Here is a 26,984-nt window from a genome sequence, read left to right on the forward strand (position 1 = left end):
CGAATAGCGGCGCCTTCCGGCCGCGGCCACGCCGGAAAGCTACTCCAAAGGTACTCCCCCGGCGACGAAACCGGGCAGCCGGGAGTAGCGCTGGCCACTTTCCGGCAGCTATGCCAGCCACTTTTCACCGCCTGCGTATAGCAAGGATACCAACCTGCCACCGCGCCGGCCGCGGCGCGTGTCTTCCACCTCTCATTTTCCTTGCCCGTGGACGAACAACCCAGCCTCATCGTCATCGGCACGTCGGCGGGCGGCATGCTGGCGCTGACGCGCCTGGTGGCGCAGCTGCCCGCTACCCTGCCCGCGGCCGTGCTCGTGGTGCAGCACCTCTCGGTCAATTCCACGGGCCAGTACCTGGTGGAGCGCCTGGCCCAGCACACCACCATGCAGTGCCACCTGGGCACGCACCACCAGCCCCTGCTGCCCGGCCACTTGTATCTGGCCCCGCCCGACCGGCACATGCTCGTCAAGGACGGGCACATCCTCATCACCAAAGGCCCCCACGAAAACCACTACCGACCGGCCGCCGACGCGCTGTTTCGCTCCGCGGCGGCCTCGCACGGGGCCCGCGTCATCGGGGTGGTCCTCACCGGCATGCTGCACGACGGCACGGCCGGAATGGAGTTCATCAAGCGCGCCGGCGGCATCACCGTGGTGCAAGACCCCCACGACGCGGAATTCTCCAGCATGCCCGAAAGCGCCTTGCGCAACGTGCAGATCGACCACGTGGTGCCCATCGACCGAATGGGCCAATTGCTCCAGGAGCTGGTGCAGCAGCCGCTGGCGGTCCTGGCCCCGGTGCCCAATGATATTGTACTCGAAGCCTCAATTGCCGAACGTGTGGTGGGAACCGTCGACGAAGTCAGCCAACTCGGGCACCAGGTGCCCCTCACCTGCCCCGACTGCGGCGGCAGCCTTTGGGAAATGGAGCACGGCGAGGTGCACCGCTACCGCTGCCACACCGGCCACGCCTTCACCGCCGACAGCCTGATGGCCTCCACCCAGCACCACCTGGAGGAAAGTATGTGGGTGGCGCTGCGCATGCTGGAGGAGCGCAAGAACCTGTTGGCCACCATGGCCCGCCGGGGCCCGGCGCCAGGCGCCGCCCTGCAGGAGCAGCGCGTGGAGGAACTCAAAACCCACATCGACCGGCTGCGGCAGTTTCTGCTCAACGGCGCCGTGGGCGGCCCCCGCGCCGACGTGCGCAACACCGTGGCCCAGGACGGCCCCGCAGAGCAGATCGACGGCGTGCAGTAAGACCGGGTTTGGGGCTTTTCCGCGGCGCGGCCTTCGACGCGGGTCCAACCTTCTCACGGTCTTCTCGGAACGGAACTACGGCGGAGCTTACTCAGCTGCGGGCGGCCGCAACTCGCGCTGTCGAGTCGTCAAAAGCACGTACGGACTCCATCCGAATTAACTACCAAAAACGACCATTCAAGCTCCTCAGTGGGCTTTTTTGGCCGTTTTTCCTTGTCCAGCCGGCAGGGCAGTGGCGTAACAGGAGCAGTTCCTTTTCCTAACCCACAACCAACCAGCAAGAAGCTATGGCCAATAACCAGAACCAGCGCGGGGGCAGCTCGGAGCAGCACTCGCAGGCCGGCAAGAAAGGCGCCGAAGCCAAGAACAGCCAAAGCGGCAACCAAGGCGGTAACAAGGGCGGCGGCCAGGGCGGCACTAGCCAACGCGGCTTCGCCGGCATGGACCCCGAAGAGCAGCGCCGTATTGCTGCTGAAGGCGGCAAAGCCTCGCACGAAAGCGGCCGCGGCCACGAGTGGACCTCGGCCGAAGCCCGCGAAGCCGGCCGCAAAGGCGGCGAAGCCTCCGGTGGCGGCAACCGCGGCGGAGGCAACCAGGGCGGCCGTTAGGACCCATCCGCCGGGCTCCCGGGCCCTACAAGACAAAAGCCCTGACCGCATGGTCAGGGCTTTTGTCTTGTAAGGGTCGGTAGCGGCTCACACCAGCAGGCCGTTTTCCATGGCGTACTTGATGAGCGCGGCCGTGTTTTTGGCCTGGGTTTTCTCGATAATGTTCTGCCGGTGCGTCTCGATGGTACGCTTGCTGGTGAAGAGCTTGTCGGCAATTTCGGCGTTGGTTAGGCCCTCGGCAATGAGCTTGAGCACCTCTGTTTCGCGGTTGGAGAGGTCGGAAGGCTTCTTGGTGCCCGGCGCGGCCGCAGTGGCCGGCCCCTGCACCAGCTTGCTGAGCAGGCTGAGCCCGATTTCGGTGCAGAGGAAAGCCTTGCCGGCCGCCACCGTGCGAATGGCGTACACGATTTCCTCCTTGCTGGCATTCTTCAGCACGTAGCCCAGCGCGCCGGCTTCCAGTACTTGGTGCACGTACTTCTCGTGGTCGAGCATGCTCAGGATGAGCACCCGCACCTGCGGAAACTGCTGGCGCAGCAGCGGCACGGCCTCAAAGCCCGACATCTCGGGCATGTTCAGGTCCATCAGCACCACGTCGGCCGGGGTGTCGGGCAGCATGTCGAGCAGCTCGCGGCCGTTGCGTGCCTGCCCCACCACCTGAAAATCGGGCACATCGGCCAACAGGGCCTGAATTCCATCGCGGATGATGGTGTGGTCGTCGACGAGCAGGAGGCGGGTCATAGGCTAGGCAGTAGAGCGAGTAAACCGGGATGACAACATAAACGCCAAACGCCCGCACTTGTCTTGGTTGGCCCGCAGATTCAGCACTTGCACGAGGCAGTTAGGTATCCGCCCGCTTAAGCTCAGTATAAATACCTAAGCACAAAATGGCAACTAATCCCGGTGGCCGGGACTTTTCGCGGGTGTAGCTTTGAAATAGAGCCGCTAACAACTGAACAATCAGCGGCTTGCGCCATTCCAACTTCTACCCCCGAAAACATGCTTGGCTTCTCTTCCCGGCGCCACCCCGAGGCGCGCATCGTGCACCTGAACTTCAACGCGGCCGACCCGGTGCAGCTGGCCCGCCGCCTTGCCGCCGACGCCAGCGTGGGCCACGAGCCCCTCTACCTGCTCATCGACTGCCGGAACCTGGCCTGCCTGCGCAGCCGCGGCATGGGCTACTTCATCGACCAGCTGCTGCTCATCCGGCGCAGCGGCGTGCGCCTACTGCTGTACAACGCCAGCCCGGTGCTGCGCCGCGCCCTGAGCCTGCTCGGGCTGGGCGCCCACTTCGAACTGACCGGGCGCGTGACTGCCGCGGCGGCCTAGCTCGTCCCTCGCTATTAGTACGCAGAAGCCGCCCAAAACTGAGCCATTCGCCTCCGTAAAAAGCGGTAAATTAGGCTGTAACGGCCATTTTTTAAACTCAGACCTCGGCCGTCGCCGCCGTCCTTCCGTTAGTACAGCAGAGCCGCCGCTTCCTCGCTTTTCCTCAACCAAACCCTAAATACCAATGGCAACGAACAACGCAACGTCGCGCAGTACCTCCTCGGCTTCGGCCATCAAAGCGGGTAGCAACGGCACCAGCAGCCGCCCCCAAAGCAACACCAGCAAACGCGGGTTTGCCTCCATGGACCCCGAGCAGCAGCGCCGCATTGCCTCCGAGGGCGGCAAAGCCTCGCATGCTAGCGGCCGCGGCCACGAGTGGACCTCGGCCGAAGCCCGCGAAGCCGGCCGCAAGGGCGGGCAGAACAGCACCCGCCGCAACACCAGCAAGACGGCCTGATCCGCCCTCGAATATCCCCGCTACCGTTCTATCCTTTTCCCCAACCAGAGCTACTGCAAAAAGCCCGCGGACCGTTGTCCGCGGGCTTTTTCATTTGGCTTGCCTACACGTACATCTGCTGCTGCACCGGCAGGGTGTAGCGCTGCCCGCGGGCCAGCAGGTGCACGCGCAAGTCGCGGATGCTGAACACCTCGCCGGGCTTGATTTCGTGGATGGTGTTGCCCTGGCAGTGCCGCCCGTCGACCACGACCACCATGCCGTTGCCGATGACTTCCATCTCCCCGCCGTCGGTTACCACCACGGCCGTATCTTCCTCCAGCCCCAGCCCGATGCAGCCGGGGTTGGTGGCAATGATCTGGGCCACGCGCACGATACGCCCCCGGGCCACGAAGTGCGTGTCGATGGCCACGTCGTGCATGAACTGCAAGCCGGTGGTGATGTGAATTTCGTCCTTGAGGAAGCCCGCGTCGTTGCGGCCCTGGTAAATCATGGGCGTACTCATGGCGGCGGCGCCGGCCGAGGTACCCGCAATGACGAAGCGCGAGTGGGCGTAACGCTCCTTCATCAGCCGGATGAGGGCCGTGCCGCCGAGCAGGGCGGTGAGGCGCAGCTGGTCGCCGCCGGTAAACATGACGCCGGCTGCCTCGCGCAGCACGTTGATGCATTCCTCCGCGTCGGCTTCCTCGCGGGTCTTGATGTTAAGCACTTCGACGCGCTTCACGCCCAGGTCCGTGAAGATTTTCACGTAGTCGCGGGCGGCTTCGTCGGGCTCTTCCGAGGCCGTCGGTATCACCACGACCGGCCCGTCGCCGTGCAGCTCGTCGACGAAGCGCTTCAGGATACTCTCGGGCGCTAGCTCGTTTTCGTCGCTGCCTTCCTCGTCGCCGATGGTTTTCATTTCCTTCTGCTCGTGCCCCCCGATGGCAATGAGCGTGCCCTTGGGTTGGGGGCAAGTACCGGAAGCGGGGTGATGCGGCGCTGGTTTTTTGCTTTTGGACATCCTTAAGTCGATTAGCAGAGTTACGCGGCGCAGATACATACGCAGCCCCGCGCCCGCGGATGTGGCCGAAAAGGGCCGCCGGGGCCGGCACGACGCGCACTGCAGCCAGCAGGCCGATTAGCGTCAGGTGGTTACCCGCGGCGGTCTGCCGGGGGCTGCTCGCCCGCGAATGGCACAATTACGGGTTTTCACTTCGCATATTCCGTACAAACCCCAGTACTACCGGCGCTGGTTTTTCGTTTATACCAGTGAGTCGGGTGCCCACCTTCGCGGGATGCGGCGGGGTACTACTGTTTGCGGCACCGACTAAGCCCACTCTTCTTGGGCTTCCCGTCGCCATTGTACGGTACTGGCCATGGTACCACTGGAGCGGGGCCGCCGGCACGATGCCGACGGCCCCGCTTTGGCGTCGCAGTTTACCGCTCGCCCACCCAGGCCACGCACTTCAGCTCGATGGCAATGGGCGTGGGCAGGCAGTTGATTTCGACGGTGGTGCGGCAGGGCTGGTTGGTGGCGAAGTACTCGGCGTAGAGGCGGTTGTAGGTTTGGAAGTCGTCCTGCATGTTGGTCAGAAACACCGTCACGTCCACCAAATCTTCCCAGCGGGCCCCGGCTTCCTCCACGATGTAGCGCACGTTCTGAAACACGGCGTGGCACTGGCTTTCGAAGTCGTAGCGTAGGATATTGCCGTCTTCGTCCAGCTCCACGCCCGGAATGGCTTTCTGCCCGCGCTGCCGCGGGCCCACGCCGGAGAGGAACAGCAGGTTGCCCACGCGGCGGGCGTGCGGGTACAGGCCCACCGGCTCGGGGGCGCGGGAGGAGTTATGGGCCGAAGAATCGGGGGCGGCAGCGGAGGCGTCGGGGGTGGTCATGGGCCGAAAATAGCCGGATTTTATTAGGGTATGCGGGGAAGAAGGCCAGCTTTTGGGAGCAGGCAAGGCTGAGGGCGTACGCCTTGCTTGCTCTACGCCTACCATCCTCGCCCGCTGTCTGCCGTTATAACTTCCTACCTTAATAACCCCTAAACGCATACTCTCCTACCCCTCATCCCCCGCCGTATGCTTCGCTCCGCCCGCCTGGCCCTGGCCGTAGTGGCCCTGATGGCCGCCGCTGCCCCGGCCGCCCTGGCCCAGAAAACCAAGCTGAAATACCCCAAGCCGGTCACGCCCGACGTGTACGACGCAGTGGAAAAGCCCGCCCAGCCCGCCGGCGGCCTCGAAGCCTACGGCAACTACCTCGGCGACAAGCTCAACTACCCCACCACCGCGCTGCGGGCCGGCGTGCAGGGCACCGTGGAAGTCACCTTCGTGGTCGAAAAAACCGGCGCCACTTCCAATTGGGAAGTCACCAAAAGCCTCTCGCCGGAGTGCGACGCCGAAGCCCTGCGCCTGGTGAAGGCCGGCCCGCGCTGGACGCCGGCCGAGCACAAAGGCGGCGTGGTGCGCCAACGCGTGACGGTGCCCATCACCTTCCAGATTCCGGCCGGCAGCGAAACCGCCGGCACCGCCGCGGCGCCGGCGCCCAGCGCCCCGAGCAGCGCCGCCAACCCCGCCGGCCTGCAAACCGTGGCCCCCGAGGAGCCGGCCCGGCCGGTGGGCGGCACCGAGGCGTGGTTTGAGTGGGTGCAGAAAGAGCAGAAATACCCCGTCTTGGCCCGCCAGCGCAAGGTGCAGGGCAAAGTGATGATGGAATTTGTTATCGAAAAAGACGGTTCGCTTACCAACATCAAACCCGTTCAGCGTCTGGGGTCTGGCCTGGATGAAGAAGCCATCCGCATCGTGAAAGCCAGCCCCAAGTGGGAGCCGGCAAAATATAAGGGGGCCCCAATCCGTCAGAAGATGGTACTGCCCATCCTGTTTCAGTTGTAGGCCCGCACCGCTGTATTCGCCGAAACATTTCGGGGCGCGGCGGGTACTTGTAGCACGCTTCCTCCCCCAACACGCGCCGCCCCATGTTTAGCCCCCTGCCCGTCGTTGCCCCGCACGCCATCATCGTTCCGGCGGCGGTCGAGTTTACCATCTGGCCCTACCAGCACCGCTTCCAGCGGGCGGCGCAGCACATGGCTGAGGGCATCTTCGACGACCTCGACGCCGAGCTGCAGCCCCAGGTCATGCTTATCGGCATTCCGCTGGAGGGCGGGGCGGCCATCTGCCTGGAGCCCGAGAGCTGCGGGCTGCCGCCGGAGGCTTTCAGCGGCGTGGTGGCCCGCGGGCAATACCTGCGCCGCACCGAGTCGGAGGGCTGGCCGGCCCGCGAAGACGACACGGCCGAAATCCGCCGCCGCCGCCACGAGTTCAAGGGCATCAAACTAGCCGTGCAGGAGGTGCTCGACGAGCTGACGCCCCGCAACGGCGCCCGCCGCTCCTTCGCCGGCTGGCCGGTGCTCATCGGCGACTTTTTCGTGGTGACGGTGCTGCAGCTGCGCCGCAAGGCCCTGCGCCACCACCCCGCCCTGCGCCCCCACCGCTACTACACCGACGGTCGGCCCCTGGCGTCCTCGCTTATCGAGGCGGCCATTGCGCGCTTCGGCGAGGAGTGCGTGAAGGCCCTGACCGAGCCCGAGCCCGGCTCCGGCCTGCTTACCCGCCCCCGCGACACCGACGAAATCGTGCGCGCCGCCGGCAAGTTTCTGCTCGACACGCCCGCCCAGGCCCTGGGCCTCGACCCAGCCGGCGCCAAGCTCTTCAACGTGCTGAACACGGTGTCGTCGCTGCGCTACGAGGGCACGGCCGGCGTGGGGCAGCTGGTGCTGGCCCGCCGCGGCCACCCCAACGTGCAGGAAATCTTCGCCCTCACCTGCCCCACCCCGCTCAGCGACTACCGGGCCGTGCGCAAGCTGCTGCAGATGTCGACGGCCGATGTGAGCCTGCTCTCCGACGGGGAAAACGTGTACGCCCTGGGCCGCACCCTGGGTCAGTACGACGCCTCCCGCGAGGACATGTTCATCATCAACTTCCTGCACCACTACGTGTGGGAGCTGCGCCACGACGGGCAAGTGCTGGTGCGCGCCGCCTACGGGCAGCCCAACCTGCCCCAGTCGCGCCTGAGCCGCTCGGAGTTTCGCCGCGGCCTGCGCGACACCTTCGGCGTGACGGAATCGGAGAAAGTGGAGCGGCTCTGGGACGTGCTGCTCGAAGCCAGCCGCCAGCAGCACGGCACCTTGGTGGTCATCACCACCGAGGCCCTGGCCGAAGCCGACCGCCTCAAGCTGCAGTGCACCCTCATCGAGCCGGTGCCGCTCACCCCGCTCATCACCCGCCTGGTCACCGCCATCGACGGGGCCGTGCTCATCGACCCGGAAGCCTACTGCTACTCCATCGGCGTGATTCTCGACGGCAAGGCCTCGGGCCGCGGCTCCAGCACCCGCGGGGCGCGCTACAACTCGGCCCTGCGCTACGTGGAAAGCTCACCCTACCCGTGCATGGCCATTGTGGTGAGTGAAGACGGCCTGGTCGACATCCTGACCAAGGACACGCTGCCCAACCGGCACGAGTAGGGGCAGTGCGTACAGAAGCGCGCTGACAAACAGTTGTCTGTCATCCGGAGCAACGCGAAGGATCTTATGGGATAAGAACGTCGGCCGTAACAACGACTCGTTCTCGCGTGAAAAGGTTCTTCGCGTTGCTCCGCATGACAGTACTATGGTGAGCCAGCTTGATTAGCTCCGCTCCCACCAGCGGGAGCTGAAGCCGGCAGGCTCCACCTCCGTGGGCCGGCCCGGCGTGGGCAGCAGCAAGGGAATACCGGCCGCCGCGGCCAGCGCCTGCACCTGCTCCACCGGCTCGCGCCAGCTGTGAAAGGCCAGGTTGAAGGTGCCCCAGTGAATCGGCAGCAGCACCCGGCCGCGCAGGGCTTGGTGGGCCTGCACGGCGTTTTCGGGCCCGAGGTGAATATCGGGCCAGCCTTCCCCGTAGGCGCCGACTTCCAGCATGGTCAGGTCGAAGGGCCCGTAGGCCGCGCCGATTTCCTGGTGGCCGGCCAAGAAGGGCCCGGTGTCGCCGCCGAAGAACACGCGGTGCGCGGGGCCCTGCAGCACGTAGGAGGCCCACAAGGTCTGGTTCTGGCCGGTGATGCCGCGGCCGGAGAAGTGGCGGGCGGGCACGGCTGTGACGGTCAACTCATCTAGCCGGAACGAGTCGGTCCAGTCCAGCTCGTGAATCAGCTGCGGGTTCCAGCCGGCCGCGGCATAGTAGCGGCCCACTCGCAGCGGGCAGAGCACCGGCACCGCGGGCTGCAGGCGCGCCAGCTGCCGCAGGGTCGCCGGGTCGAGGTGGTCGTAGTGGTCGTGCGACTGGATGATGAGGTCCAGCGGCGGCAGCTCGGCCAAGGCCAACGGCACCGGGAAAAAGCGCCTGCCGAAACCGAAGGATACCGGCGAGGCGTAGCCGGCCCACATCGGGTCGGTGAGGATGCGGCGGCCGTCGAGCTCCAGCAGCACGGTGGAGTGGCCCAGCCAGGTCACGCGCAGGCCGCCGGCGGGCGGCGCGGCGTACACCCGCGCATCGACGCGAAACGGGGCCAGCGCGGGCTTGGGCACGCGTTCTTCGGCGCCCAGCAGCAGGCGGCGCAGCATGGGCAGGGTGCCGCCCTGCACGCCCTTGGCGGTGGGCACGGGGTTCAGAAACTCAGCGCCCTGAAGCCGGGCGCGCTGCAAAAAGGACATGGCATGAATACTCAGCGGAGGCGGCAACGGGCCGGCTGCTACGAAGGACGCGCCAGCCCGCCGAATACTTTGCGCTAGCCGCGCTTTTTCGCCCGAAACGACCACGTGATGCGAAACACGGCCACCACGTCGCCGCTCGCGTCGCGGCCGGTACTGGTAGCCAGCACGGTGCGTCCCTGGCCGGTGGCGCGGCTTTCGGCCACGGCCTGGGCAATGGCGGCCCCGTCGGCACACTCGAAGGCAATGCGGGTAACGGCTTTTTTGGTGAAGTCCGCTTCTAGCCCCACCACCAGCATCGACACCGGGGCGCCGGTGCTCGTGTGCATCATGGCTAGCACGCCGGAGGCCATTTCGGCGGCCATGCTCAGGCAGGCGAAGTAGATACTGCGGAACGGGTTTTGGGTGAGGTACTTGAAGGGCACCGTCACCGTGGCGGCTTCGAGCGTGAGTTGCTGCACGCGCACGCCCGCCAGGCCGGCGGCCGGCAGCTTGCTGAGCAGAAAGAGGCGCTGCTTAAACGGGTTGAGCAGTTGGCGACGGAAAGCCGCCAGGGCGGGCGTATCGACGGGCGGGGCAGCAGGTTGGGCCATGGGTTTGGGAAGCGGGTGCAGCCCAAGATACAGCTTTCGTAATTAGTCGGCATGCCGAATACTACGCCTAGTGCCCACCTCGCCCTGACGCTGCGCGTCGCGGCCGGAAGGCATACAAGCGGCGGGCTCCTAGTCTATTGGCTCACTGCCCGGCCCGGCCATGCAGCGCGCTTAGGCCGGCAGGGCGGCCAGCAGCTCGACTACCCGGTCCAGCTCTTCAACGGTATTGAAGTAGTGGGGCGAGAGGCGGATGGCCCACTCGACCTGCTTGCGGCTGAAATCGAGCAGGGCGAAGCTTTTCAGGCTGACGGTGAAGAACACGCGGTGCGCGGTCAACCAGTCCGTCAGTTCAGCTTGCGCCCGGCCCGGGGCGTCGAAGGTGACGAGGCTGCACTGCTCGGAGCCTTGGTCGAGCAAGCGCAGGTGCGGCAGCTGGGCCAGGCGTTGCCGCAGGTGCGCCGTGAGTTGGGCGTTGCGCTCGGCAATGGCCCGAACGCCCACCGCGTTGGCGTAGCGCACGGCTTCCATCAGGCCCAGCACTGTGCCGCCCAATTCCTGCTGCTCGAAGCGGCGCGCATCCGGGTGCACCGCGTAGGCGTCGGCGCCGGTCCAGGCGGCGCCGCGGCGGTCGATGAACAGGGGCTCCAGGCCGGCTTGTAGGGCGCGGTCGGACACGTAGAGGAAGCCTGTGCCGCGGGGGCCGCGCAGAAACTTGCGGCCGGGCGCGTTCAGAAAGTCGCAGCCGATGGCCTGCACGTCCACCTCCAGTTGCCCCACCGACTGGCTGGCGTCGACCAAGTACCAAGTGTCGTGCTGCCGGCACAGGGCCCCAACGGCGGCCACGGGCTGCACCAAGCCGGAATTGGTAGGCACGTGCGTGACGGCCACGAGCACCGGCCGGTGCTCCCGCAGCAACCGGGCAAAGTCGTCCAGGTCCAGGTCGCCGCTGGGCTGGGTGCGGGCCCGCACCACCCTGATGCCGAAGCGCTTCTGCAGGGCCAGAAAGGCAATGTGGTTGGAAATATAGTCGTCGTCGGTGGTCAGAATGACGTCACCGGCTCGAAACGGAATGGCGGCCAGCGCGCGGCTGTAGGCATCGGTGGCGTTCCAGGCAAAAGCGAAGTTGCGGGGCTGCGCGTTCAGCAGCTGGGCCAGCTCGGCGTAGAGCTGCTGCAGCCCGGCGGCGTGGCGGCGCTCCACCTCGTACCCGCCCAGCTGCTCTTCCTGCAGCAAGTACTCGGTCATGGCGGCCACCACCGGCCGCGGCATCAATGAGGCGCCAGCGCTATTCAGAAACAACTTATCGGCGCAGCCGGGGGTCTGCTGGCGCAGGAGGTCAACGTTCATACGCGGTGCAAGAAGGGGCAGGGGCGCCGGCCCGGGCTGGGGCGGCGAGCCGCAAGTTATGGCTTGGCGGGGCACGGAGGCCCGGCCACCCGCGCCAGGCAGCCTGCCGGCGCCTATCTTTCGTCGGTTCCGCTTTCTTCAGCGGCCCGACCTTGCCATGCTTCTGCCCTATTTCGTCCCATCACCGGCCGTATCCACGGCGCTAGTTGATCAGCTACTGGATTTTTTACGCAGCATCGGCCTTCCGGTGCGCGAGGCTCCGGTCCCGGCCGACAGCTTTTTGCCCGGCCTGCGCATCGAAGACGGGGCGCTGCTAGTGGACCGTGCCCGCCTGCTTTACCCCGGCGACATTCTGCACGAGGCCGGGCATCTGGCCGTGGTTCCCGCCGCCGTGCGCGCCGGCCTCGGTCCCAACATTGCCCAGTACCGCACGCCCGACGAGGCCCAGGGCGACGAAATCGTGGCCCAGCTCTGGAGCTACGCCGCCGCGGTAGCCCTGGATTTGTCGCCGGCCGTCGTCTTCCACGCCGACGGCTACCACGGGCACAGCGAGTGGTTTACCCAGAACTACCAGCAGGGGCAGTACCCCGGCTTGCCGCTGCTGGTGTGGATGGGCCTGACCACCGCCGAAGAGTTTCCGCGCATGACGCGCTGGCTGCGGGAGTAGCTTGATTTTTGGGGCTTTGCCGGCGAAAAAGGACGTCTTCCTGAGCAAAGCGAAGGAGCTTCTCCCCCCCTGCACCGCCGTTGCGACGGAGTGCGGCCGCTTTTCACTCTTATAGCAAAGAAGCGCAGCCACCTCGCCCGGACGAAAGGGCGTTGGTGGCTGCGCTTCTTGGTTGGTGCAGAGCACGCGGAAGGTCCTTCGCTCTGCTCAGGATGGCGTTCTGGTGGTGCTACGAGCCTTTTTCCAGCACCAGCACCACTTTGTTGAAATTGGCGGAGGCGTTGATGACGTTGCGGAAGGCTTCGAAGTCCTTTTTCGGCCAGTAAATCTGGTTGTAGCTTTCCTCGATCTGCACGGTCACTTTCTGGCCCTGCTGCTGGAAGACGGAGTGGAAGAAATACACCGGCTTGTCCGCCGGGCCGGCGTCGGCTTTGATGTTGAGGTCGGTGAGGTTGCGGATGCGGTAGCCGGCCGGAATGTCGAAGACGATGGTGCGGTTGAAGCGGTGGTTGTACGTGTTTTCCACGTCGAGCTGCCGCTCCTCCTGCTGGTACAAAGACGACTGCGGCCCAATCAGCTCCCCGACTTTGAAGAGGTACTTGGGTCCAGCGCGGTCGAGCACGGCCGCCGATTCCACCGTCGCGTCGATGGTGAGCGGGTGCTGCAGGGCGTTGCGGCCGGCTTCGGCGTTTTTCACCTCCAAGGACTTAAACGTCGCGTCGGGCACCGAGCTCTTCACCAGCGTCTGCAGTACTTCGGTGCGCTTGTCGGCCGGCATCAGCGGGAAGTAGGGCTGAATGGGCTGGGCCTGGTAGCCGCCGAACACCTGCCGGATGGCCACGGTGGCCTTGTCCAACGTCGGGGCGAAGTCCACTTTGATGTCGAGGTCGTTGGGGCTCAGCTCGGCGGGCAGGGCCGGGATGTCGCGCAGCACGCCCACGGCCGATTCGGCGGCGCCCAGCTGCACCAGCTTCACCGACAGGGCCTTGCTGGCCGTCCACTCCGCCGGAATCATGCCGTAGCGGTAGTCGGGGCGGCCGGGGGCGAGGTACTGCTTGGTGGCCGGGAAGTAGAAAGCGTAGTGGTCGAGCTGGTTCCAGGTGTCAAAGTCGCCGTCGAAGGGTATTTCGCTGCGGTCGGCCACCACCACCACTTCGTGGGTGATGTCGTGGGCGCGCAGCAGGCCGGCCAGCAGGCGGGCCATGCCCAGCTCCGAGGCCGTGCGCGTGGCTACCACCTGCCCCACCCGGTACACGCCAGGCCCGACGTTGATGCTGGTCTTGACGCCCTGCTCTAGGGCCCGAATCTGCTCCTCCACCGGCAAGGAAGTCGACACGCCGAGCTGCTTGTCGAACTTCTCCACGGCCTTTTTCTCGTCCTTGTCCAGCTCCCACACCTGCCCGTACACCAGCTGGCTGGCGTCGTTCCAGGTGAAGAGGCGGCTGCGCCCGCGCTGGGCGCTGTAGGCAATTTTGAACTCCACGCGCATCCGCTGGGCCGAGGTGTGGGCAAAGGCCTCGTCACGCAGGGCGGGCACGTCGGCCAGCTGCACGCGCAGGCGGCGCTTCTGGCTGCCGCTGAGCGTGTCGATTTTGGCCTCCGGGCCGTGGTAGGTGCGCGCCTCGTAGGTGATGCTGGGCGGGGCAATCAGCTCGAAGTCGACATCGTGAGCAGGCACGGCGTTCTGCAGCCACTCGCGGCCGAAGTAGTCAGCGTCGGAGAGGTGGGCGTAGATGTATTCTACCTCGCTGCCCTTCTCCACGCCGTCGACGGCAATGATGCGAAAGTTGCGGCGGCTGCCCTCGCCGTCTTTCAGCTCCTTCATGTCCTTTTCGGCCACTTCCACCACCTGCCCGCGCGGACTCACGGTACGGGCCCGCAGCTGCACCACCTGCCCGTCGCCGTCGATGGGCAGGTAGATTTTGTTGTACTGCTCGATGCCCTCGTCGGTGTTCACGCGCACGATGCGGTGCTCCACGGTGTACATCAGCGGCCGGTGCCGGGCGTCGAAGACGTACTCGCGGGCCGTGAAGTCGCGCAGGATGACCGCCGGCTGGCTTGCATCGGCTGCCGACACGGGCAGGCGGGCGTGGCGGTCCTGCCACTTGTAGTCGGCGTAGGTCAGTCCGCCGGGCAGCTCGGGTTTAGCGTTTTTCTGAGCTAAGGCCGGCCAGGCAATACCGGCGAGCAGCAGAGCAAGCAGCGGCCGTTGGAGGGTAGATGCGGAGCGCATAAGCGGATAATAAAGCAGCTGAAGCCCGGGCTACAGCGGCTTGCGTTTCAGAATCAGGGCGTCGCGGTAGGCCTCACTGAGCTGGCCTACGACTTTGTTGTAGGCGGCGAATTGCTTGGGTTCGAGCAGCAGGTAGTTCACGTACACCTCCTTGTCCTGCACCACTTTGTTGCCCTCGCGGCGGTAGCTGATGCGGAAACCGGCCACCGCGTCGTCGGCCTGCACGTTGGCGGGCAGGTGGCTCAGGTCGTAGCCGGCGGGTATTTCGAATTCGGTTTGCTGCTTGGAGCGGCGGCAGTACTCGTTGGCGCGGGGCAAGCGGCGGCGCGCCACGTCAATCTGGTCGTTGGTCAGCTCCCGCTCCAGGTTCAGGTTCACGTACAACTCGTCGCCGGCGCGCTGCACGTAGTCGTCGAGGTGAAACTGGTAGTCCACGGTCAGCGGCTTTTCGGCTTCGGCGAGGCCGCCCACGGTGTATTTGTCGACGAAGAACTTGTTGGAGCCGCGCTCCAGCACGCTGCGCACGGTGCGCTGCTGGGTGAGCTGATCGGCGCTGCGCAGGGCGGCGGTGGCGCGGCCCCGGGCGTAGCCGGCCAGGGCCAGCTGCCCGCTGCCGCGCAGGCTGGTGCCGTCGAGGGTGAGCTTGGTGGCGTCGGTGCGGGCGTTCTGCTCGCGGGCCACCACCGGCACCTCGGCCACCCGGCTGTGCTCCTGGTCGAGGCCAATCAGGGCTTCCTTGCCCTGAATCATGGCCGTGGGCAGGCCGAAGGGGTTGTAAGGGTCGGTGGCATCGAGGAACACCAGCTCGCCGCCGGCCCGCTCGTACACCGCAATCATGTGGTTGTCGACGCCGGGCGTGGCCAGCTCGGAGTAGCGGTAGGGCAGGTCGCGGGTGCCAATCCAGGCCAGGTGCGACTTGAGCCCGGCCAGCTGCAGCATGCCGTGGGTAAGGCTGGCCATGTCCTTACAGTCGCCGTAGCGGCGGGTGTACACGGCGGCCGGCGCGTGGGGCACGAAGCCGCGCATGCCCTGCTCGAAGGCAATGTAGCGCACGTGCTCCTGCACCCAGTGGTAGATGGTGCGGGCCTTGTCGTCGGGCGTGGCCACCTGGGCCGTGAGCGAGTCGACGAGGTGCTTAAGCTGCGGGGCGGGAGCGGGCTGGTCGAGGTCCTTCACGAAGGAGCGGTACATGGTGTACAGCTCCGGCACGCCCGAGAGCAGGCGCTGCGACTTGCCGGCCAGCGGGGCTTCCTCCACGAAGTACACCACGTGGGGCAAATACCAAGCGTCCTCGGGCGCGTCGGCGTCGGTGGGCGGGGCGGGCAGGTTGTCGGCCACCCAGCGGTAGACCACGGTACTGCCTTTTTCCTCCTTGCTGAACTGCACGTTAGCGCCTTCGGTGCCGAACAGCTTGTAGTTCAGCTTCACCGCGCGCGGGGCCGTCACCGTCAGCTCGGCGTGGCGCACGGGCAGGCCGGTGGCGAAGTAAAACGGCTGCAGAAAGCGCGCGTCGCGGAATTTCAGCGTGTAGTCGCTGACGGTGCGGGCGCCGGGCCCCACGTTCGGGTAGGTGAAGTTGGTGGCCCGCACGTCGTCGAAGAAGATACCCGGCCGGATTTCGAACTGCTCGTGAAACTGCTGCACCTTTTGGGTGCGGTAGCTCGTGCCGTTGGGCACCATGGTGCGGGCCTCAATCTTCTGCAGCTTGGAAAAGTGCGAGCTGAATACCCGGTCGGCGGCGTAGGCGCCGGTGCCCTGGGCCACGTGCAGCAAGTCGCGGTGGTGCCGGGCGGATACGGCCAGCGAGTCGCCGCGCAGCTCCAGCAGCACGTCCTGGCGGTAGTCAAGGAACACGGCGGGCTGGCCGGGAAACTGCTGCTGGGCCTCGGCCAGCACCTGCGCGGGCTGCTGGGCCCGGGCCGGGCGGGCGCCGAATACGCTCAGGCCCAACGCGGCCAGGAAGGCCGCGCGCTGCCAATTATTTGCTGCCATAGACGTAGTTGTTCCAGTACGTGTCGGTGCGTTCGGGCTTGCCCTGGGCGGTGTAGTACACGGTGGGGCCGCTTTGCTCGCCGGCGCGCCAGCCTTCCTCGCGCAGCAGGGTGCCGTCGGCGCGGTAGTAGCGGCTGCGGCCGTGCTTTTCGCCGTGGGCGTAGGCCTCGTCGGCCAGCAGCTTGCCGTCGGCGCCATACTCGCGCTGCGGGCCCACGCTCAGGCCGTCGCGCAGGGTGGTTTCGCGCATGAGCTGGCCGTTGCTGTGGTAGAGCTTGCAGGTGCCGTCGAACTGCCCGTTGCGGTAGGTTTCCTCGGCGGCCAGCTTGCCGTTGGCGTAGTAGCTTTTCACGGTGCCGTTCTGGCTGCTCAAGTCCTGCCAGGCGCCGGGTTTGCCGTCGGCCTGCTGGCTGCGCCAGGCCATGATGTCGTCCTGCTGGTAGCGCTTCTCATAGATGAGCTGCCCGGCCGGGTCGTACGTGCGGCTCACGCCGTGCAGCTCGCCGCTGCGGTAGGTTTCCGCCGTAGCCACCTGCCCGTTGGCGTAGTAGGTGGTCCACTCGCCGTCCTTTTCGCCGCCGGCGTAGCGGCCCTGGCTGCGCAGCTTGCCCTCCGCCGAGTAGTACTTCCACTCGCCGCTGGGTTCGTTGCTCTCGTAGGTGCCCTCCACGGCCACTTTGCCGGTGGGGTAGTACGAGCGGTAAGCGCCTTCGCGGCGGCCCTGCCGCATGCCCACGCTGCTTTCGACCTGGCCCGAGGGGAAGTACCACTCCTTGGCCGCATAGAGGCCGCAGGTGAGGCCGGTGCGGGTGCGCAGCTTGCCCGAGGGGTAGCTGAGCTGGTAGTTGGCCGCGTCCACGGCCAGCTTCCGGTCGTCGAGCACGCGGCCGGTGGAGTCGTAGGCCACCACGCGGGTGGGCAGGCTAGCCTTGAACCACTGCTCGGCCCAGAGCTTGCCGGTGGGGGTGTAGCTGCGGCGCAGGCCGTTTTCGTCGCCCTGGTAGAAGCCGTATTCCTCGCTGAGCGTGCCGTCGGCGTAGTAGTCGCGCCAGGCGCCCTGCCGCTGCCCGTTCACGTACCAGCCCTCCTGCAGCAGCACCCCGTCGGCGGCGTACTGCTCGAAGCGGCCGTGCTTGCTGCCGGCCTCGTAGGTGGTGCGGGTGCGCACGCGGCCGTTGGGGTGGAAGGCTTCCACCACGCCGTCGAGCCGGTCGTCGCGGTAGCGCTGGCGCACCGAGGGCGTACCGTGGCGGTACACGTAGGTCCACTCGCCCTGCTGCAGGCCCTGGCGGTAGATACCGCTGTAGGCGGGCGTGCCGTCGGAGCGCAGGCCGCGCACGGCCACGTCGCCGTTGCCGCCGAGGTTGTTTTGCTGCAGCGGCTTGCCCTGCCGGTCCAGGTACACCGACTTGCGGGCCCGGTCGTGGTCGTAGGTGATTTCGCTGTAGAGCTGCCCGTCCACGTCGTAGTCGCGCAGCACGCCGTGCAGCTTGCCCTGCGCGTCGTAAGTCAGCTCGGTGGAGGGCTTGCCGTCGGCGTAGAAGCTTTTCCAGAGGCCCGTGCGCTTGCCCTTGGCGTAGCTGCCCTGCTCGCGCACCTGCCCGTTGGGGTGGTAGCTGGTGTAGGCGCCGATGAACTCGTCCTGCTCCATGGTGCCACGGTATTCCACGCGCTTGCCGGGGCCGGGGTAGAACGAGGTAATCGGCCCCTGCTGCTTGCCGGCGGCCATTACCACTTCGTATTCGGGCGTGCCGTCGGGGTAGAAGCCCAGCAGCGGGCCGTCGGTCAGGTCCTGCTTGTAGGTGCCGCGCTCCTCCACCTGCCCGCTGGCGTAGTACTTCACGAAGGGGCCGTCCTGCTGGCCGGCGTCGCTGTAGCGACGCTCCTCGCGCACGGCGCCGCAGGGGTGGAAGATTTTGGCAGGCCCTACCGGCTCGCCGGCGCGGTAGTTGCCCTCGATTTCCTGCTTGCCGGTGTCATAATACTGCTTGAACGCCCCGGTGAATTTGCCTTGCGCGTCGTAGGTGCATTCGCGCAGCAGCTTGCCGTCGGGGAAGTAGTAGCGCCAAGCCCCGGTTTTCTCCCCGTTGGTGTAGCTGCCCTCCCCTTCCAGGTTGCCCTGGTTGTCGAAAAACTGCCAAGGGCCCTCGGGCATGACTTTGCCCGCCGCGTCGCGCTTGGCGTCGCCGAGGCCGCTCAGGGCGCCTTCGTCGTAGTACCAGGCTTCCACCTTGGTGGGCTTGCCGCCGCGCTCCACCGTCATGAAGTCGCGCAGCAGGTTGAGCTTGGGCCGGGTCGCGTCGTAGAGCTTGTCGACCTTGCTCATGTTGCCCTTCACCCACTTCAGGGCCTTTTTGTCGTCGGCCGAGCAGAGGATGAGGTAGGTGAAGGTGGTCAGGTTGTCGCCCTGGCGCAGCACCTCCACCAAGGGGCCGTAGGCGCGCTGCCAGAAGTCGGCCGCGGCGGCGTCCTGGGCGACGGGGAATTTCTCCACCAGCAGCTTGGTCTGCTTGACCACGGCGGCCTGGAAATTCACCGGGCTTTGGTAATCCTTGCGCAGGGCCACCCGCGAGGCCAGCAGCTCGTCGAGTTCGGCGAAGGCCTCGTTGGGCGTGGTGGCGGGGCGCTTGTCCTTGGCGTCTACTTCGAGGCTGCCCGCGGAAAGCTGCTCGGCCGTTATCAGCACGCCCTGGCTGCCGGCGGCGTCGGGCTGCAGCATCAGGTAGGTCAGGTAACCGAGCAGGGCGTGGGCCGCGTGGCCCTGCTGCACTTCCATGCGGGCCAGCTGCAGGTGGCTGGCCGGGTGCAGGGGCCGCAGCTCCAGGCTGCGCTGGTAGGAGGCCACGGCGGCCGCCGTCTGCCCGCTTTGCCCGGCCAGCGTCACGGCTTGGTTAAACCACAACGGGCCGGAGTAGGGGTACTGCTTGAGCCCGGTCTTGAACGTTGCCAGCGCCTTGTCGGCCTGCTTCAGCTCTTCCAGGGAGTTGCCGAGCGTGGCGTAGGGCATGGGGCTGCGCTGGCCCAGGTCGAGGGCGCGCTGGGCGGCGGCGGCCGCTTCCGCGTACTGGTCGTTGGCCCAGTACGACAAAGCCAGTTCGCCCTGCACGTCGGTGTAGGCCGAGTCGCTGGCCGGCACGCGCAGGTAAGTGGCAATGGCGGCGGCGAAGTCGTTCTTGTCGTGCAGCTCAACGCCCCGGCGCAAGGCCTCGCGCCCGAGCAAGGGCATTTGGGCAGGCGTGGCCGAAGCGACGGGGCGCACGGCGGCGCGCGGGGCATCGGCGGGGGCAGAGGGCTGCGCAGTGGCGGCAGCAGCCAGCAGGCTCAGCAGCAGCGTGGAACCAGCGTAGCGGTAGGGCATAGAAAAGGGGCAAAAACACAAGGATGCATCCGGCCATAGCGCCAAACGCTATTCGGATATTCCTACAATAATACTAGGAAATCAACCCTGAATTACGCGCCCCGCCCCGACTTATTTTTTCGTCTTCGCCGGCTTTTTAGCCGCCCGGGCCGGTGCTTCGGCCCGCGGATATACCGTCAGTTCCCGGTAGCCAAACGCCGGATCGACCTCGCGCCGAAACTCCGCGTCTTCCAGCACGCCAAGCACCAGTTCGGCCGTGGTGTACACCAAGTTGCCGTCGAGCAGGTGCCCGCCGATAGTGCGCCCGGTAGAATCGGCTACGGCGAGGTGCAGGTGACTGCCGCTTTCGGCCAGCGTGCCCACCAGCGACACGATTTCGAAGTGGCCGCGGTACACCGTCGGGCCCTCCTGGTTGGCCAGGCGCAAGGTGACCTGGGTCAGGCTGCCCACGCAGGTCAGCACGGCCGCGGCGCGCAGGTGCTGCTGCTGCACCAGCGCCGTGAGCTGCTGGCGCACGTCCTGGCCCGGCCGCAGGCGCACGGTGAGCGTGTGCATGCGCGAGGCCTGAGCGGTAACGTCGGGAGCCTGGGGCGGCGTGGGCATAGCAGCGGGCGTTTGGGCGTAGGTTGCGGGGCTGAGCAGCAGCGCGGCGCTGGCGAGAAACAGAAAACGCATCGGGTAAAGATACAGTCGCGCTCCGGTCATCCTTGAGCAGCGCGAACTGACGGGCCTTCACTACGCCGCCCTGCGGTTCGCGCTGCTCAAGGATGATCATTCTTTCTCGGCCCCCGAAAAACAGAAAAAGCCGGTTGCAGCCGGCTTTTTCTCGTCACTCCGCCAATCCTGCCTTTTCCGAAACAGGGCACGCGGTAAGTTCTGTCTAGCGGTTAAAGCTCACGCTGCTGTAGCGGGCTTTGATGTTCACGTTGGCGGCGGGCTTGGCCTGTACCCCGCCGTACTGGCCCTGCATTTCGGTGCTCGACGAACTGTTCTCCTCCGTGTGCACTTTCACCAGTCGCTTGTCCATCAGCACCTTGCCGTTCTCCGAGTTCACGTCGAAGTTGAAGCCCGCGTCGTCGGGGAAGTTCAGCAGGATGGTGCTGTAGCCCCCGTCGACGCTGATGCGGCGGAAGTTGCGGCCGGTGGTGCGCACCTCAAAGGCGGGGCAGTACTGCACCTTCATGTCCATCTGCTCGGCCACTTTGTCGATGCTGAAGCGGGAGTAGCCGGTGGAGCCCTGCAGGTTGTACACGGTGCCCAGGTTCACGTCGCCGTACTTGCTGAGCACGGCCAGGCTTTGCACCGTGCCCATGTCGATGTCGGAGCCGTTGTTGCGCAGATCCACGCGCAGGCCCTCTTCCAGCCGCAGCCGGGAGTGGTTGGCCTCGATGGTGGCCTGCCGGGCGTAGGGCAGCACGGCCGCGCCGTTGTTGAGCCGCACCGCGTTGCGCGGGCCTTCGAGGCGGCCGGTGCGCAGGCTGCCGTAGCACACGGCCAGGTCCGTCGAGCCGGTCAGGTCGCCGGTCAGGCTCACGTCGCCGAAGGAGTTCTTCACCTTCAGCGGCGTGCTCTTGGGCATCCAGATGGTGTAGTTGATTTCGTAGATGCGCTGCCGGCTCCAGCACTCCTTGGGCATCTCGCCCAGTTGGGTCTTGAGCAGCAGCCCGACTTCGGGGCTGGCGTTGTCCTGCATCAGCACCTGGATCATGTCGAGCAGGCGCTGGGCTTTGTCATCCTCGTCGGCGCGGGCTACGATGTCGACCTCGGCCTTGATTTCGTTGCGCGTCCAGGTGTTCACCTGCACGCGGCCGTAACGGGTTTCCACCGTCAGCGGGCGGCCCGCCACCGCGGCGAAGGAGCGGGTGATTTTACGGGTCTTCTCGGCCGTCAGGCCGCTGTTGTTGCCGGGCTCGGGCTGCGGTTGCCCGGGGTTGGTCTGGCTGGGGTTCGTTTGCCCGTCCGAGGGCTGTTGCAGGTGCTGAAAGCGCGCGTCCAGGGTTTCGTCCCAGAAGCGGTCGGCGGGGCAGGGCTGCACGTACCCGCCGGCCGGCCGGGCTGCTGCGGTCTGCGCCGCGGCGCCGCGGGGACTAGCCACTGCGGCCAGCAGGGCCGTCAGCGCCAGGATGCCCTGCCGAAAAGGTCGAATCGGGGAATGCATGGGGTGGGTGGAAAACGAGGAGGATTACTTGTCCGACGCCAGCGAGTAGGCGTCGTCGTGGTACTGGCGAATCTGCTCGCGGGTGCGCAGCTGCTGGTTCAGGATGTCCAACCGGATTTGCAGGTTCTGGTTCATCGCGTCGAGCACGGCTTCCGGATCGGGGTTCTGGAACAGCTCGGTGCGCAGCTGCTTGTAGATGGAATCCTGCGCCACCATTTCCTGCTTCCAGTCGGCAGCCTTGGGCATGGTGCCGGGGGCGGCAGCCGCGTCGAGCAGGTTCAGCTCGTGCTGCTTTTCGCTGATCTGGGCGGCGTAGTAGGCTTCCATACGGCGCACGGCTTTTTGCAGGCGCTTAGCCGCCGCGTCGCTCGACACGGGCATGGCCTCGGGCTCCCCGATAACGTCGCGTACGGCGGCGGGCTGCACGCCCAGCGAGGTAGCGGCGGCCGTATCGGTGCTGGCCAGGGTGGCAGTGGTTTCGCCGGTGCGGCGCAGGCCGTAGCCACCGGCCACCAACATCAGGGCCACGGCGGCGGCCGCGGCGTAGCGCTGCCAGCCGAAACCGGCGGTAGCGGAGGCCGCGGCGGCGGGCTGGGTGAAGGCCGGGGCTGCAGCGGGGTTCAGGGGCACGACGGGGGTGGGCGTCGCGTCCGGGGCTTCGTCAGCGTCGGCCGGCAGGTCGAGGCGGGCTTTGATGGCGTCCCAGAGGTCGAGGCGCGGCTCGAAGGCGTCGAAGTCGGCGCGGTTGCGCTCGACGAAGTCCTCAAGGCCGGAGTTGGGTTTCATGACAGTCATGGTTCTTTCGCACGGGGCTCCCCGCGGCCGGGGCGCTGATTGGGTGGGGCGCCCTTGGTGGCCGCTGATCTTATGAAACGATGATTACAATCCTTGCTCGCGGGCCAGTTCCAGCAATTTCTTGCGGGCGCGGCTGTACTGCGACTTGGACGTGGATTCGGTGATGCCCATGATGGCGGCTATTTCGCCGTGGTCGTAGCCTTCGAGCAGGTACAGGGTCAAGACCACGCGGTAGCCGTCGGGCAGCTCCTGGATGCAGCGGCGCAGCACATCGGCGCGCCACTGTACGTCGTCCTGCTCGCCCGGGGTTTTGGCGTCTTCCGAGGCGGCTCCGTCGTGCTGCTCGGCCAGGGGCACCAGCTGCAGGCGGCGGTTGCGCAGGCAGTTGATGCTCTTGTTGATGACGATGCGCTTGAGCCAGGAGCCGAACGAGGAGTCGCCCTTGTAGGTGTGCAGCTCGCGGAAGGCGCTCAGAAACGACTCTTGCAGCACGTCCTCGGCCTCGGCGTAGTCGCCGGTGATGCGCAGCGAGGCGTTGAACATGGCTTTGGCGTAGCGCTTGTAAATCTCGGCCTGGGCGCGCCGGTCGCCGAGGCGGCAGCGCTCCACCAGCGGAGCATTGATGTCAACGTAAGCAACGGCTTCCATAGGCGCAGCAGTTGTGGGGGAAGTCAGCGAATCACTAACGGCGGAGGGGGGTGGGTAAAGTTCAGACATCGGCGGCAGATTTTCTACTCCTCTGACCATTAGCGCCTCAAAGACCCGGGCCGGTTTGGGAAGGTTGCACCAAGCGCAAACAGGACAAAACCGGCCGTTTTTTCCCAACTTTAAAGCCGATTTTCCTTTTGCTTTGCCCCGCCGGCCATGAAAGAAGTGCTCAAATCCATTCTGAAGCGCCTACCGATTGCCTTTACCAAGAACCAGCAGTACGACGAGCAGACGCGCGCCGTCATCAAGCGCGTGTGCCGCCCCGACTCGACCTGCGTCGATATCGGCTGCCACAAGGGCGAGGTGCTGGACCTGATGCTGGCCGCGGCCCCGCAGGGCAAGCACTTCGGCTTCGAACCCCTCCCCGACCTCTACGCCGACCTGCAGCGTCGCTACGACGCGCCGGGCCTGGCCCGCATCCTCAACGTGGCCCTGAGCAACTCGAAGGGCACGGCCACCTTCAACTACGTTATCAGCAACCCCGCCTACAGCGGCTTGCAGAAGCGCAACTACGACAAGCCCGACGAGCAAGACACCACCATCGAGGTGCAAACCGACCTGATGGACCACGTCATTCCGCAGACCCAGCGCGTAGACCTGATCAAAATCGACGTGGAGGGCGCCGAGCTGCAGGTGCTGCAGGGCGCCGTCGAGACGCTGCGCCGCACCCGCCCGGTAGTTATTTTCGAGCACGGCCTGGGCGCGGCCGACTGCTACGGCACCCGCCCGGAGCAGGTGTACGACTTGCTGACGGAAAAAGCCGGCCTGCGCGTGTCCTTGATGAAGCGCTGGCTGCACCAAGAAGCGCCGTTTACGCGCCAGGAGTTCGTGCAGCAGTTCGAGCAAGGCAAGAACTACTATTTTATTGCCTATCCGGCCTAAGCGCAGGACGCCGTAGCGGCCCGTCGCCATTAACCGCGGGGCAAGGCAATCAGCGGCCCCTCCTGGCGTTTCTACCGTATTGCTTTGGCTAGCCGGGTCGTGAGCGGCCCGGGCGGCAGCCGTTTTTATTCTGATTAGTATGAAGTGGATTTCCCTTTTGCACCAGGCGGCCCCAGCCCGCCCGGTTGCCGCCGGTGTGTGGTTGGGCGGCTGGCTGCTGGCGCTGCTGGGCTCCAGTTCGGCCGCCGTTGGGCAGCCCTCCCGCCTGCCCAAATTCGCCGAGCACTACCGCCTGGTGTTTAGCGACGATTTTCGCTACCCCTCGGTCGACTCCATGCTCAGCCCGCACCTGAAGAAATGGGCCCACGGCTACGCTTGGGGCAACGCCCACACCGATACCACTGAGCGCTGCGACAACCGCAACAAGAACTACGCCTACCTGCGCGAGGACATCCGGCTGGTGCCCAACCCCGCCGACGCCGCCGACCAATGCTTGGCGTTGGACTTCAACTACCACGCCGAGCCGCTCCGCAACGTTGTGTCGGCCAACGGCACGGTGTCGCCGGGGCCGTTCTACAAAACCACCGGCTTGGTGCGGGCCCTGTACCGCGCGGATTCGCTCTGCGCCGACGAAGGCTTCCAGTACGGCATCTTTGAAATCCGGGCCCGCATGCCCTCGGTGCAGGGCCTGCAAGCGGCTTTTTGGCTGTGGGCCGGGGCCGGCGACGCGTGCGGCCGCCAGCCGGCCGGCTGGCTTGGCACCGACTCCTGGGAAATCGACGTGTTCGAAACCTACACGCTCGACGACGGCGTGCGCAAGTTTTTCGGCACGCTGCACCCCAACCCCTTCCGGCAGCACAAGGGCACCCAAGGCTTTTACGAGTTTCAGCGCCCCAGCGTACCGGCTGATGATTTCCACCTCTACACCTTGGTCTGGACGCCCAACCTGCTGGAGTGGTACTTCGACGGCAAGCTTTACAAGCGCGTCCGCAACCGCCGCGGTAGTCCCGCCAATCCCGGGGGCATTCCGCAAACCGAGCTCAACCTGCTGCTTAGTTCGCACTACATCTGGGACTGCCTCAAAAACAACCACTGCGACACCTTAGCCGACGGCAGCCCGAACAACCGGCCGTGCACCTCGCCCCAAGACCCGTTCCTTATCGACTACGTCCGCATCTACAAGCCCGTCGTGCCGCCGGCCGGCGGCGCCTGGCCTTTGGTGGAAAAGCGCTACCGCCGCAAAGCCCCGGCGGCTTCCACGGCGGCCGTCACCGCCCCCTAACGCAACGGCCCGCCGGCAGCTAGCTGCCGGCGGGCCGTTGCGTTTACGAAGCACCACTTCTTAGATATCGAATTTGATACCCTGCGCCAGCGGGAGCTGGGTGCTGTAGTTGATGGTGTTGGTTTGCCGGCGCATGTAAATGCGCCACGCATCCGAACCGGACTCGCGGCCGCCGCCGGTTTCCTTTTCGCCGCCGAAGGCCCCGCCGATTTCGGCGCCCGAGGTGCCGATGTTCACGTTGGCAATGCCGCAGTCGGAGCCGGTGTGGGCCAGGAAGGCTTCCGTTTCGCGCATGTTCAGCGAGAAGATGGAGGACGAGAGGCCCTGCCGCACGCCGTTTTGCAGCTCGATGGCGTTTTCCACCGCGCCGGAGTAACGAATCAGGTACAGAATCGGGGCAAATGTCTCTTCCTGCACGGTGTGGTACTCGTTCTTGGCTTCCACCAGAGCCGGCTGCACGTAGGTGCCGGTTTCGTAACCCGCGCCGCTGAGCACTTCGCCGCCGGTGAGCAGCGTGCCGCCTTCCTGCTGCACGGCCGCCAGCGCCTTGGTAAAGCCCTGCACCGCGTCGGTATCGATGAGCGGGCCCACGAGGTTACCTTCTTTCAGCGGGTGGCCGATGGGCAGCTTGGGGTAGGCCGAGAGCAGGCGCTGCTTCACGTCCTCGTACACGTCGTCGTGCACGATGAGGCGGCGCGTGGTGGTGCAGCGCTGGCCGGCGGTGCCCACCGCCCCGAACAGCACGGCACGGATGGCCATGTCGAGGTCGGCGTGCGGGGTGATGATGATGGCGTTGTTGCCGCCGAGCTCCAGCAGGGCTTTGCCGAGGCGGGCGCCCACCACGGCCCCTACTTTCTTGCCCATGCGGGTCGAGCCGGTAGCCGATACCAGCGGCACACGCTCGTCAGCCGCCATCAGCCCGCCAATTTCGGCGTCGCCCACGATAACGCTGAAGATGCCTTCGGGCAGCTCGTTTTCGCGCAGCACGTCCTTGATGATGTGTTGCACGGCCACGGCTACCAGCGGCGTTTTCTCCGAGGGCTTCCAGATGCTCACGTCGCCGCACACGGCGGCCAGCATGGCGTTCCAGCTCCACACGGCCACCGGGAAGTTGAAGGCCGAGATAATGCCCACGACGCCCAGCGGGTGGTACTGCTCGTACATGCGGTGGGCGGGGCGCTCCGAGTGCATGGTGTACCCGTGCAGCTGCCGCGAGAGGCCCACCGCGAAGTCGCAGATGTCAATCATTTCCTGCACTTCGCCCAAGCCTTCCTGCAGGATTTTGCCCATCTCGTAGCTCACCAGCTTGCCCAGCGGCTCCTTGTACTCGCGCAGCTTGTTGCCGATCTGCCGCACGATTTCGCCGCGCTTGGGTGCGGGCACCAGGCGCCAGGTCTTGAAGGCTTCCTCGGCCGTACGCACCACCAGCTCGTAGTCTTGGGCGGTGGCCATGCGCACCTTGGCAATCAGCTTGCCGTCGGTGGGCGAGGCGATGCTGCGGACCTGCTCGTTGCCCTGCCCGCCCCACTGCAGACCGGTGCTGTAGGCGGCGTTAATGGCCTCGACGCCCAGCTCGCGCAGCACTTGCCGGATGCCGTGGTGGTCGTGTTCCTGCACGTCGGTAGCCGTGGCGGTGGCTTCTTCGATGGCTTGTTTCATAA

At 66.0% G+C, this 26,984-nt stretch carries 23 protein-coding genes; 9 read left to right on the plus strand and 14 right to left on the minus strand.

Annotation, left to right across the window (positions count from 1 at the left end):
- Positions 1-207 precede the first annotated feature (207 nt).
- Both LJ737_RS10420 and LJ737_RS10425 read left to right on the plus strand, forming a co-directional pair.
- A complete protein-coding gene (locus tag LJ737_RS10420) occupies positions 208-1,257 on the plus strand; it encodes a chemotaxis protein CheB (protein ID WP_227765409.1) in 1,050 nt (349 codons plus the stop codon).
- 287 nt (positions 1,258-1,544) lie between these two features.
- Positions 1,545-1,865: a KGG domain-containing protein gene (locus tag LJ737_RS10425; protein WP_227765410.1), complete on the plus strand. Its 321-nt coding sequence runs from the start codon at positions 1,545-1,547 to the stop codon at positions 1,863-1,865.
- Positions 1,866-1,952: 87 nt separating this feature from the next.
- Here the strand turns inward: LJ737_RS10425 and LJ737_RS10430 are convergent, their stop codons facing one another.
- A complete protein-coding gene (locus tag LJ737_RS10430) occupies positions 1,953-2,603 on the minus strand; it encodes a response regulator (protein ID WP_227765412.1) in 651 nt (216 codons plus the stop codon).
- 258 nt (positions 2,604-2,861) lie between these two features.
- Here LJ737_RS10430 and LJ737_RS10435 point away from each other — a divergent pair, with 258 nt between their 5' ends.
- Together LJ737_RS10435 and LJ737_RS10440 are read left to right on the plus strand one after the other, a co-directional pair.
- Entirely contained in the window at positions 2,862-3,191 is a 330-nt protein-coding gene (locus LJ737_RS10435; protein ID WP_227765413.1) for an STAS domain-containing protein, read from the plus strand.
- Positions 3,192-3,375: 184 nt separating this feature from the next.
- On the plus strand, positions 3,376-3,648 hold the full coding sequence (locus LJ737_RS10440) for a KGG domain-containing protein (protein ID WP_227765415.1): 273 nt from the start codon (positions 3,376-3,378) through the stop codon (positions 3,646-3,648).
- Between the two features lie 103 nt (positions 3,649-3,751).
- Here the strand turns inward: LJ737_RS10440 and LJ737_RS10445 are convergent, their stop codons facing one another.
- Both LJ737_RS10445 and LJ737_RS10450 read right to left on the minus strand, forming a co-directional pair.
- Positions 3,752-4,648, minus strand: coding sequence for a cyanophycinase (locus LJ737_RS10445; protein WP_227765417.1), 897 nt, complete (start codon positions 4,646-4,648; stop codon positions 3,752-3,754).
- A 416-nt stretch (positions 4,649-5,064) separates the two neighbouring features.
- Positions 5,065-5,520, minus strand: coding sequence for a RidA family protein (locus tag LJ737_RS10450; protein WP_227765419.1), 456 nt, complete (start codon positions 5,518-5,520; stop codon positions 5,065-5,067).
- A gap of 186 nt (positions 5,521-5,706) precedes the next feature.
- Here LJ737_RS10450 and LJ737_RS10455 point away from each other — a divergent pair, with 186 nt between their 5' ends.
- Both LJ737_RS10455 and LJ737_RS10460 read left to right on the plus strand, forming a co-directional pair.
- Positions 5,707-6,516: an energy transducer TonB gene (locus LJ737_RS10455; RefSeq protein ID WP_227765421.1), complete on the plus strand. Its 810-nt coding sequence runs from the start codon at positions 5,707-5,709 to the stop codon at positions 6,514-6,516.
- Between the two features lie 83 nt (positions 6,517-6,599).
- Positions 6,600-8,144, plus strand: a complete 1,545-nt coding sequence (locus tag LJ737_RS10460; RefSeq protein ID WP_227765423.1) for a DNA integrity scanning protein DisA nucleotide-binding domain protein — start codon at positions 6,600-6,602, stop codon at positions 8,142-8,144.
- A gap of 162 nt (positions 8,145-8,306) precedes the next feature.
- Here LJ737_RS10460 and LJ737_RS10465 read toward each other — a convergent pair whose 3' ends face one another.
- The 3 genes from LJ737_RS10465 to LJ737_RS10475 form a co-directional block, all read right to left on the minus strand.
- The gene (locus tag LJ737_RS10465; RefSeq protein WP_227765425.1) at positions 8,307-9,311 is read right to left on the minus strand and encodes an MBL fold metallo-hydrolase; all 1,005 of its coding nucleotides are present in this window, start codon (positions 9,309-9,311) and stop codon (positions 8,307-8,309) included.
- 74 nt (positions 9,312-9,385) lie between these two features.
- Positions 9,386-9,901, minus strand: a complete 516-nt coding sequence (locus tag LJ737_RS10470; RefSeq protein WP_227765426.1) for a DUF4442 domain-containing protein — start codon at positions 9,899-9,901, stop codon at positions 9,386-9,388.
- Positions 9,902-10,072: 171 nt separating this feature from the next.
- The gene (locus LJ737_RS10475) at positions 10,073-11,248 is read right to left on the minus strand and encodes an aminotransferase class V-fold PLP-dependent enzyme (RefSeq protein WP_227765428.1); all 1,176 of its coding nucleotides are present in this window, start codon (positions 11,246-11,248) and stop codon (positions 10,073-10,075) included.
- Between the two features lie 157 nt (positions 11,249-11,405).
- Here LJ737_RS10475 and LJ737_RS10480 point away from each other — a divergent pair, with 157 nt between their 5' ends.
- Positions 11,406-11,915, plus strand: a complete 510-nt coding sequence (locus LJ737_RS10480; RefSeq protein WP_227765430.1) for a hypothetical protein — start codon at positions 11,406-11,408, stop codon at positions 11,913-11,915.
- A gap of 229 nt (positions 11,916-12,144) precedes the next feature.
- Here LJ737_RS10480 and LJ737_RS10485 read toward each other — a convergent pair whose 3' ends face one another.
- From LJ737_RS10485 to LJ737_RS10515, 7 genes are all read right to left on the minus strand, one after another.
- Positions 12,145-14,148, minus strand: a complete 2,004-nt coding sequence (locus tag LJ737_RS10485; RefSeq protein ID WP_227765432.1) for a DUF3857 domain-containing protein — start codon at positions 14,146-14,148, stop codon at positions 12,145-12,147.
- A gap of 30 nt (positions 14,149-14,178) precedes the next feature.
- On the minus strand, positions 14,179-16,140 hold the full coding sequence (locus tag LJ737_RS10490; protein WP_227765433.1) for a DUF3857 domain-containing protein: 1,962 nt from the start codon (positions 16,138-16,140) through the stop codon (positions 14,179-14,181).
- Positions 16,127-19,498: a hypothetical protein gene (locus tag LJ737_RS10495; RefSeq protein ID WP_227765435.1), complete on the minus strand. Its 3,372-nt coding sequence runs from the start codon at positions 19,496-19,498 to the stop codon at positions 16,127-16,129. The genes LJ737_RS10490 and LJ737_RS10495 overlap by 14 nt, the downstream gene beginning before the upstream one ends.
- Positions 19,499-19,609: 111 nt before the next feature.
- A complete protein-coding gene (locus LJ737_RS10500) occupies positions 19,610-20,173 on the minus strand; it encodes a PPC domain-containing DNA-binding protein (protein WP_227765437.1) in 564 nt (187 codons plus the stop codon).
- 205 nt (positions 20,174-20,378) lie between these two features.
- Complete coding sequence (locus LJ737_RS10505) at positions 20,379-21,656, minus strand: hypothetical protein (RefSeq protein WP_227765440.1); 1,278 nt, start codon at positions 21,654-21,656, stop codon at positions 20,379-20,381.
- 24 nt (positions 21,657-21,680) lie between these two features.
- Positions 21,681-22,442 carry a hypothetical protein gene (locus LJ737_RS10510; RefSeq protein ID WP_227765442.1) on the minus strand — a complete coding sequence of 254 codons (762 nt, stop codon included), beginning with the start codon at positions 22,440-22,442 and terminating at the stop codon, positions 21,681-21,683.
- A gap of 93 nt (positions 22,443-22,535) precedes the next feature.
- Positions 22,536-23,099: an RNA polymerase sigma factor gene (locus tag LJ737_RS10515; RefSeq protein WP_227765443.1), complete on the minus strand. Its 564-nt coding sequence runs from the start codon at positions 23,097-23,099 to the stop codon at positions 22,536-22,538.
- 216 nt (positions 23,100-23,315) lie between these two features.
- On the opposite strand from LJ737_RS10515, the gene LJ737_RS10520 reads away from it, so the two are divergent.
- Positions 23,316-24,041: an FkbM family methyltransferase gene (locus LJ737_RS10520; RefSeq protein WP_227765445.1), complete on the plus strand. Its 726-nt coding sequence runs from the start codon at positions 23,316-23,318 to the stop codon at positions 24,039-24,041.
- A gap of 139 nt (positions 24,042-24,180) precedes the next feature.
- On the plus strand, positions 24,181-25,323 hold the full coding sequence (locus tag LJ737_RS10525; RefSeq protein ID WP_227765447.1) for a glycoside hydrolase family 16 protein: 1,143 nt from the start codon (positions 24,181-24,183) through the stop codon (positions 25,321-25,323).
- Positions 25,324-25,383: 60 nt separating this feature from the next.
- Here LJ737_RS10525 and amaB read toward each other — a convergent pair whose 3' ends face one another.
- Complete coding sequence (gene amaB, locus LJ737_RS10530; RefSeq protein ID WP_227765449.1) at positions 25,384-26,982, minus strand: L-piperidine-6-carboxylate dehydrogenase; 1,599 nt, start codon at positions 26,980-26,982, stop codon at positions 25,384-25,386.
- Between the last annotated feature and the right edge of the window lie 2 nt (positions 26,983-26,984).

It is taken from the genome of Hymenobacter sp. 15J16-1T3B (assembly GCF_020711235.1).
Taxonomy (GTDB): domain Bacteria; phylum Bacteroidota; class Bacteroidia; order Cytophagales; family Hymenobacteraceae; genus Solirubrum.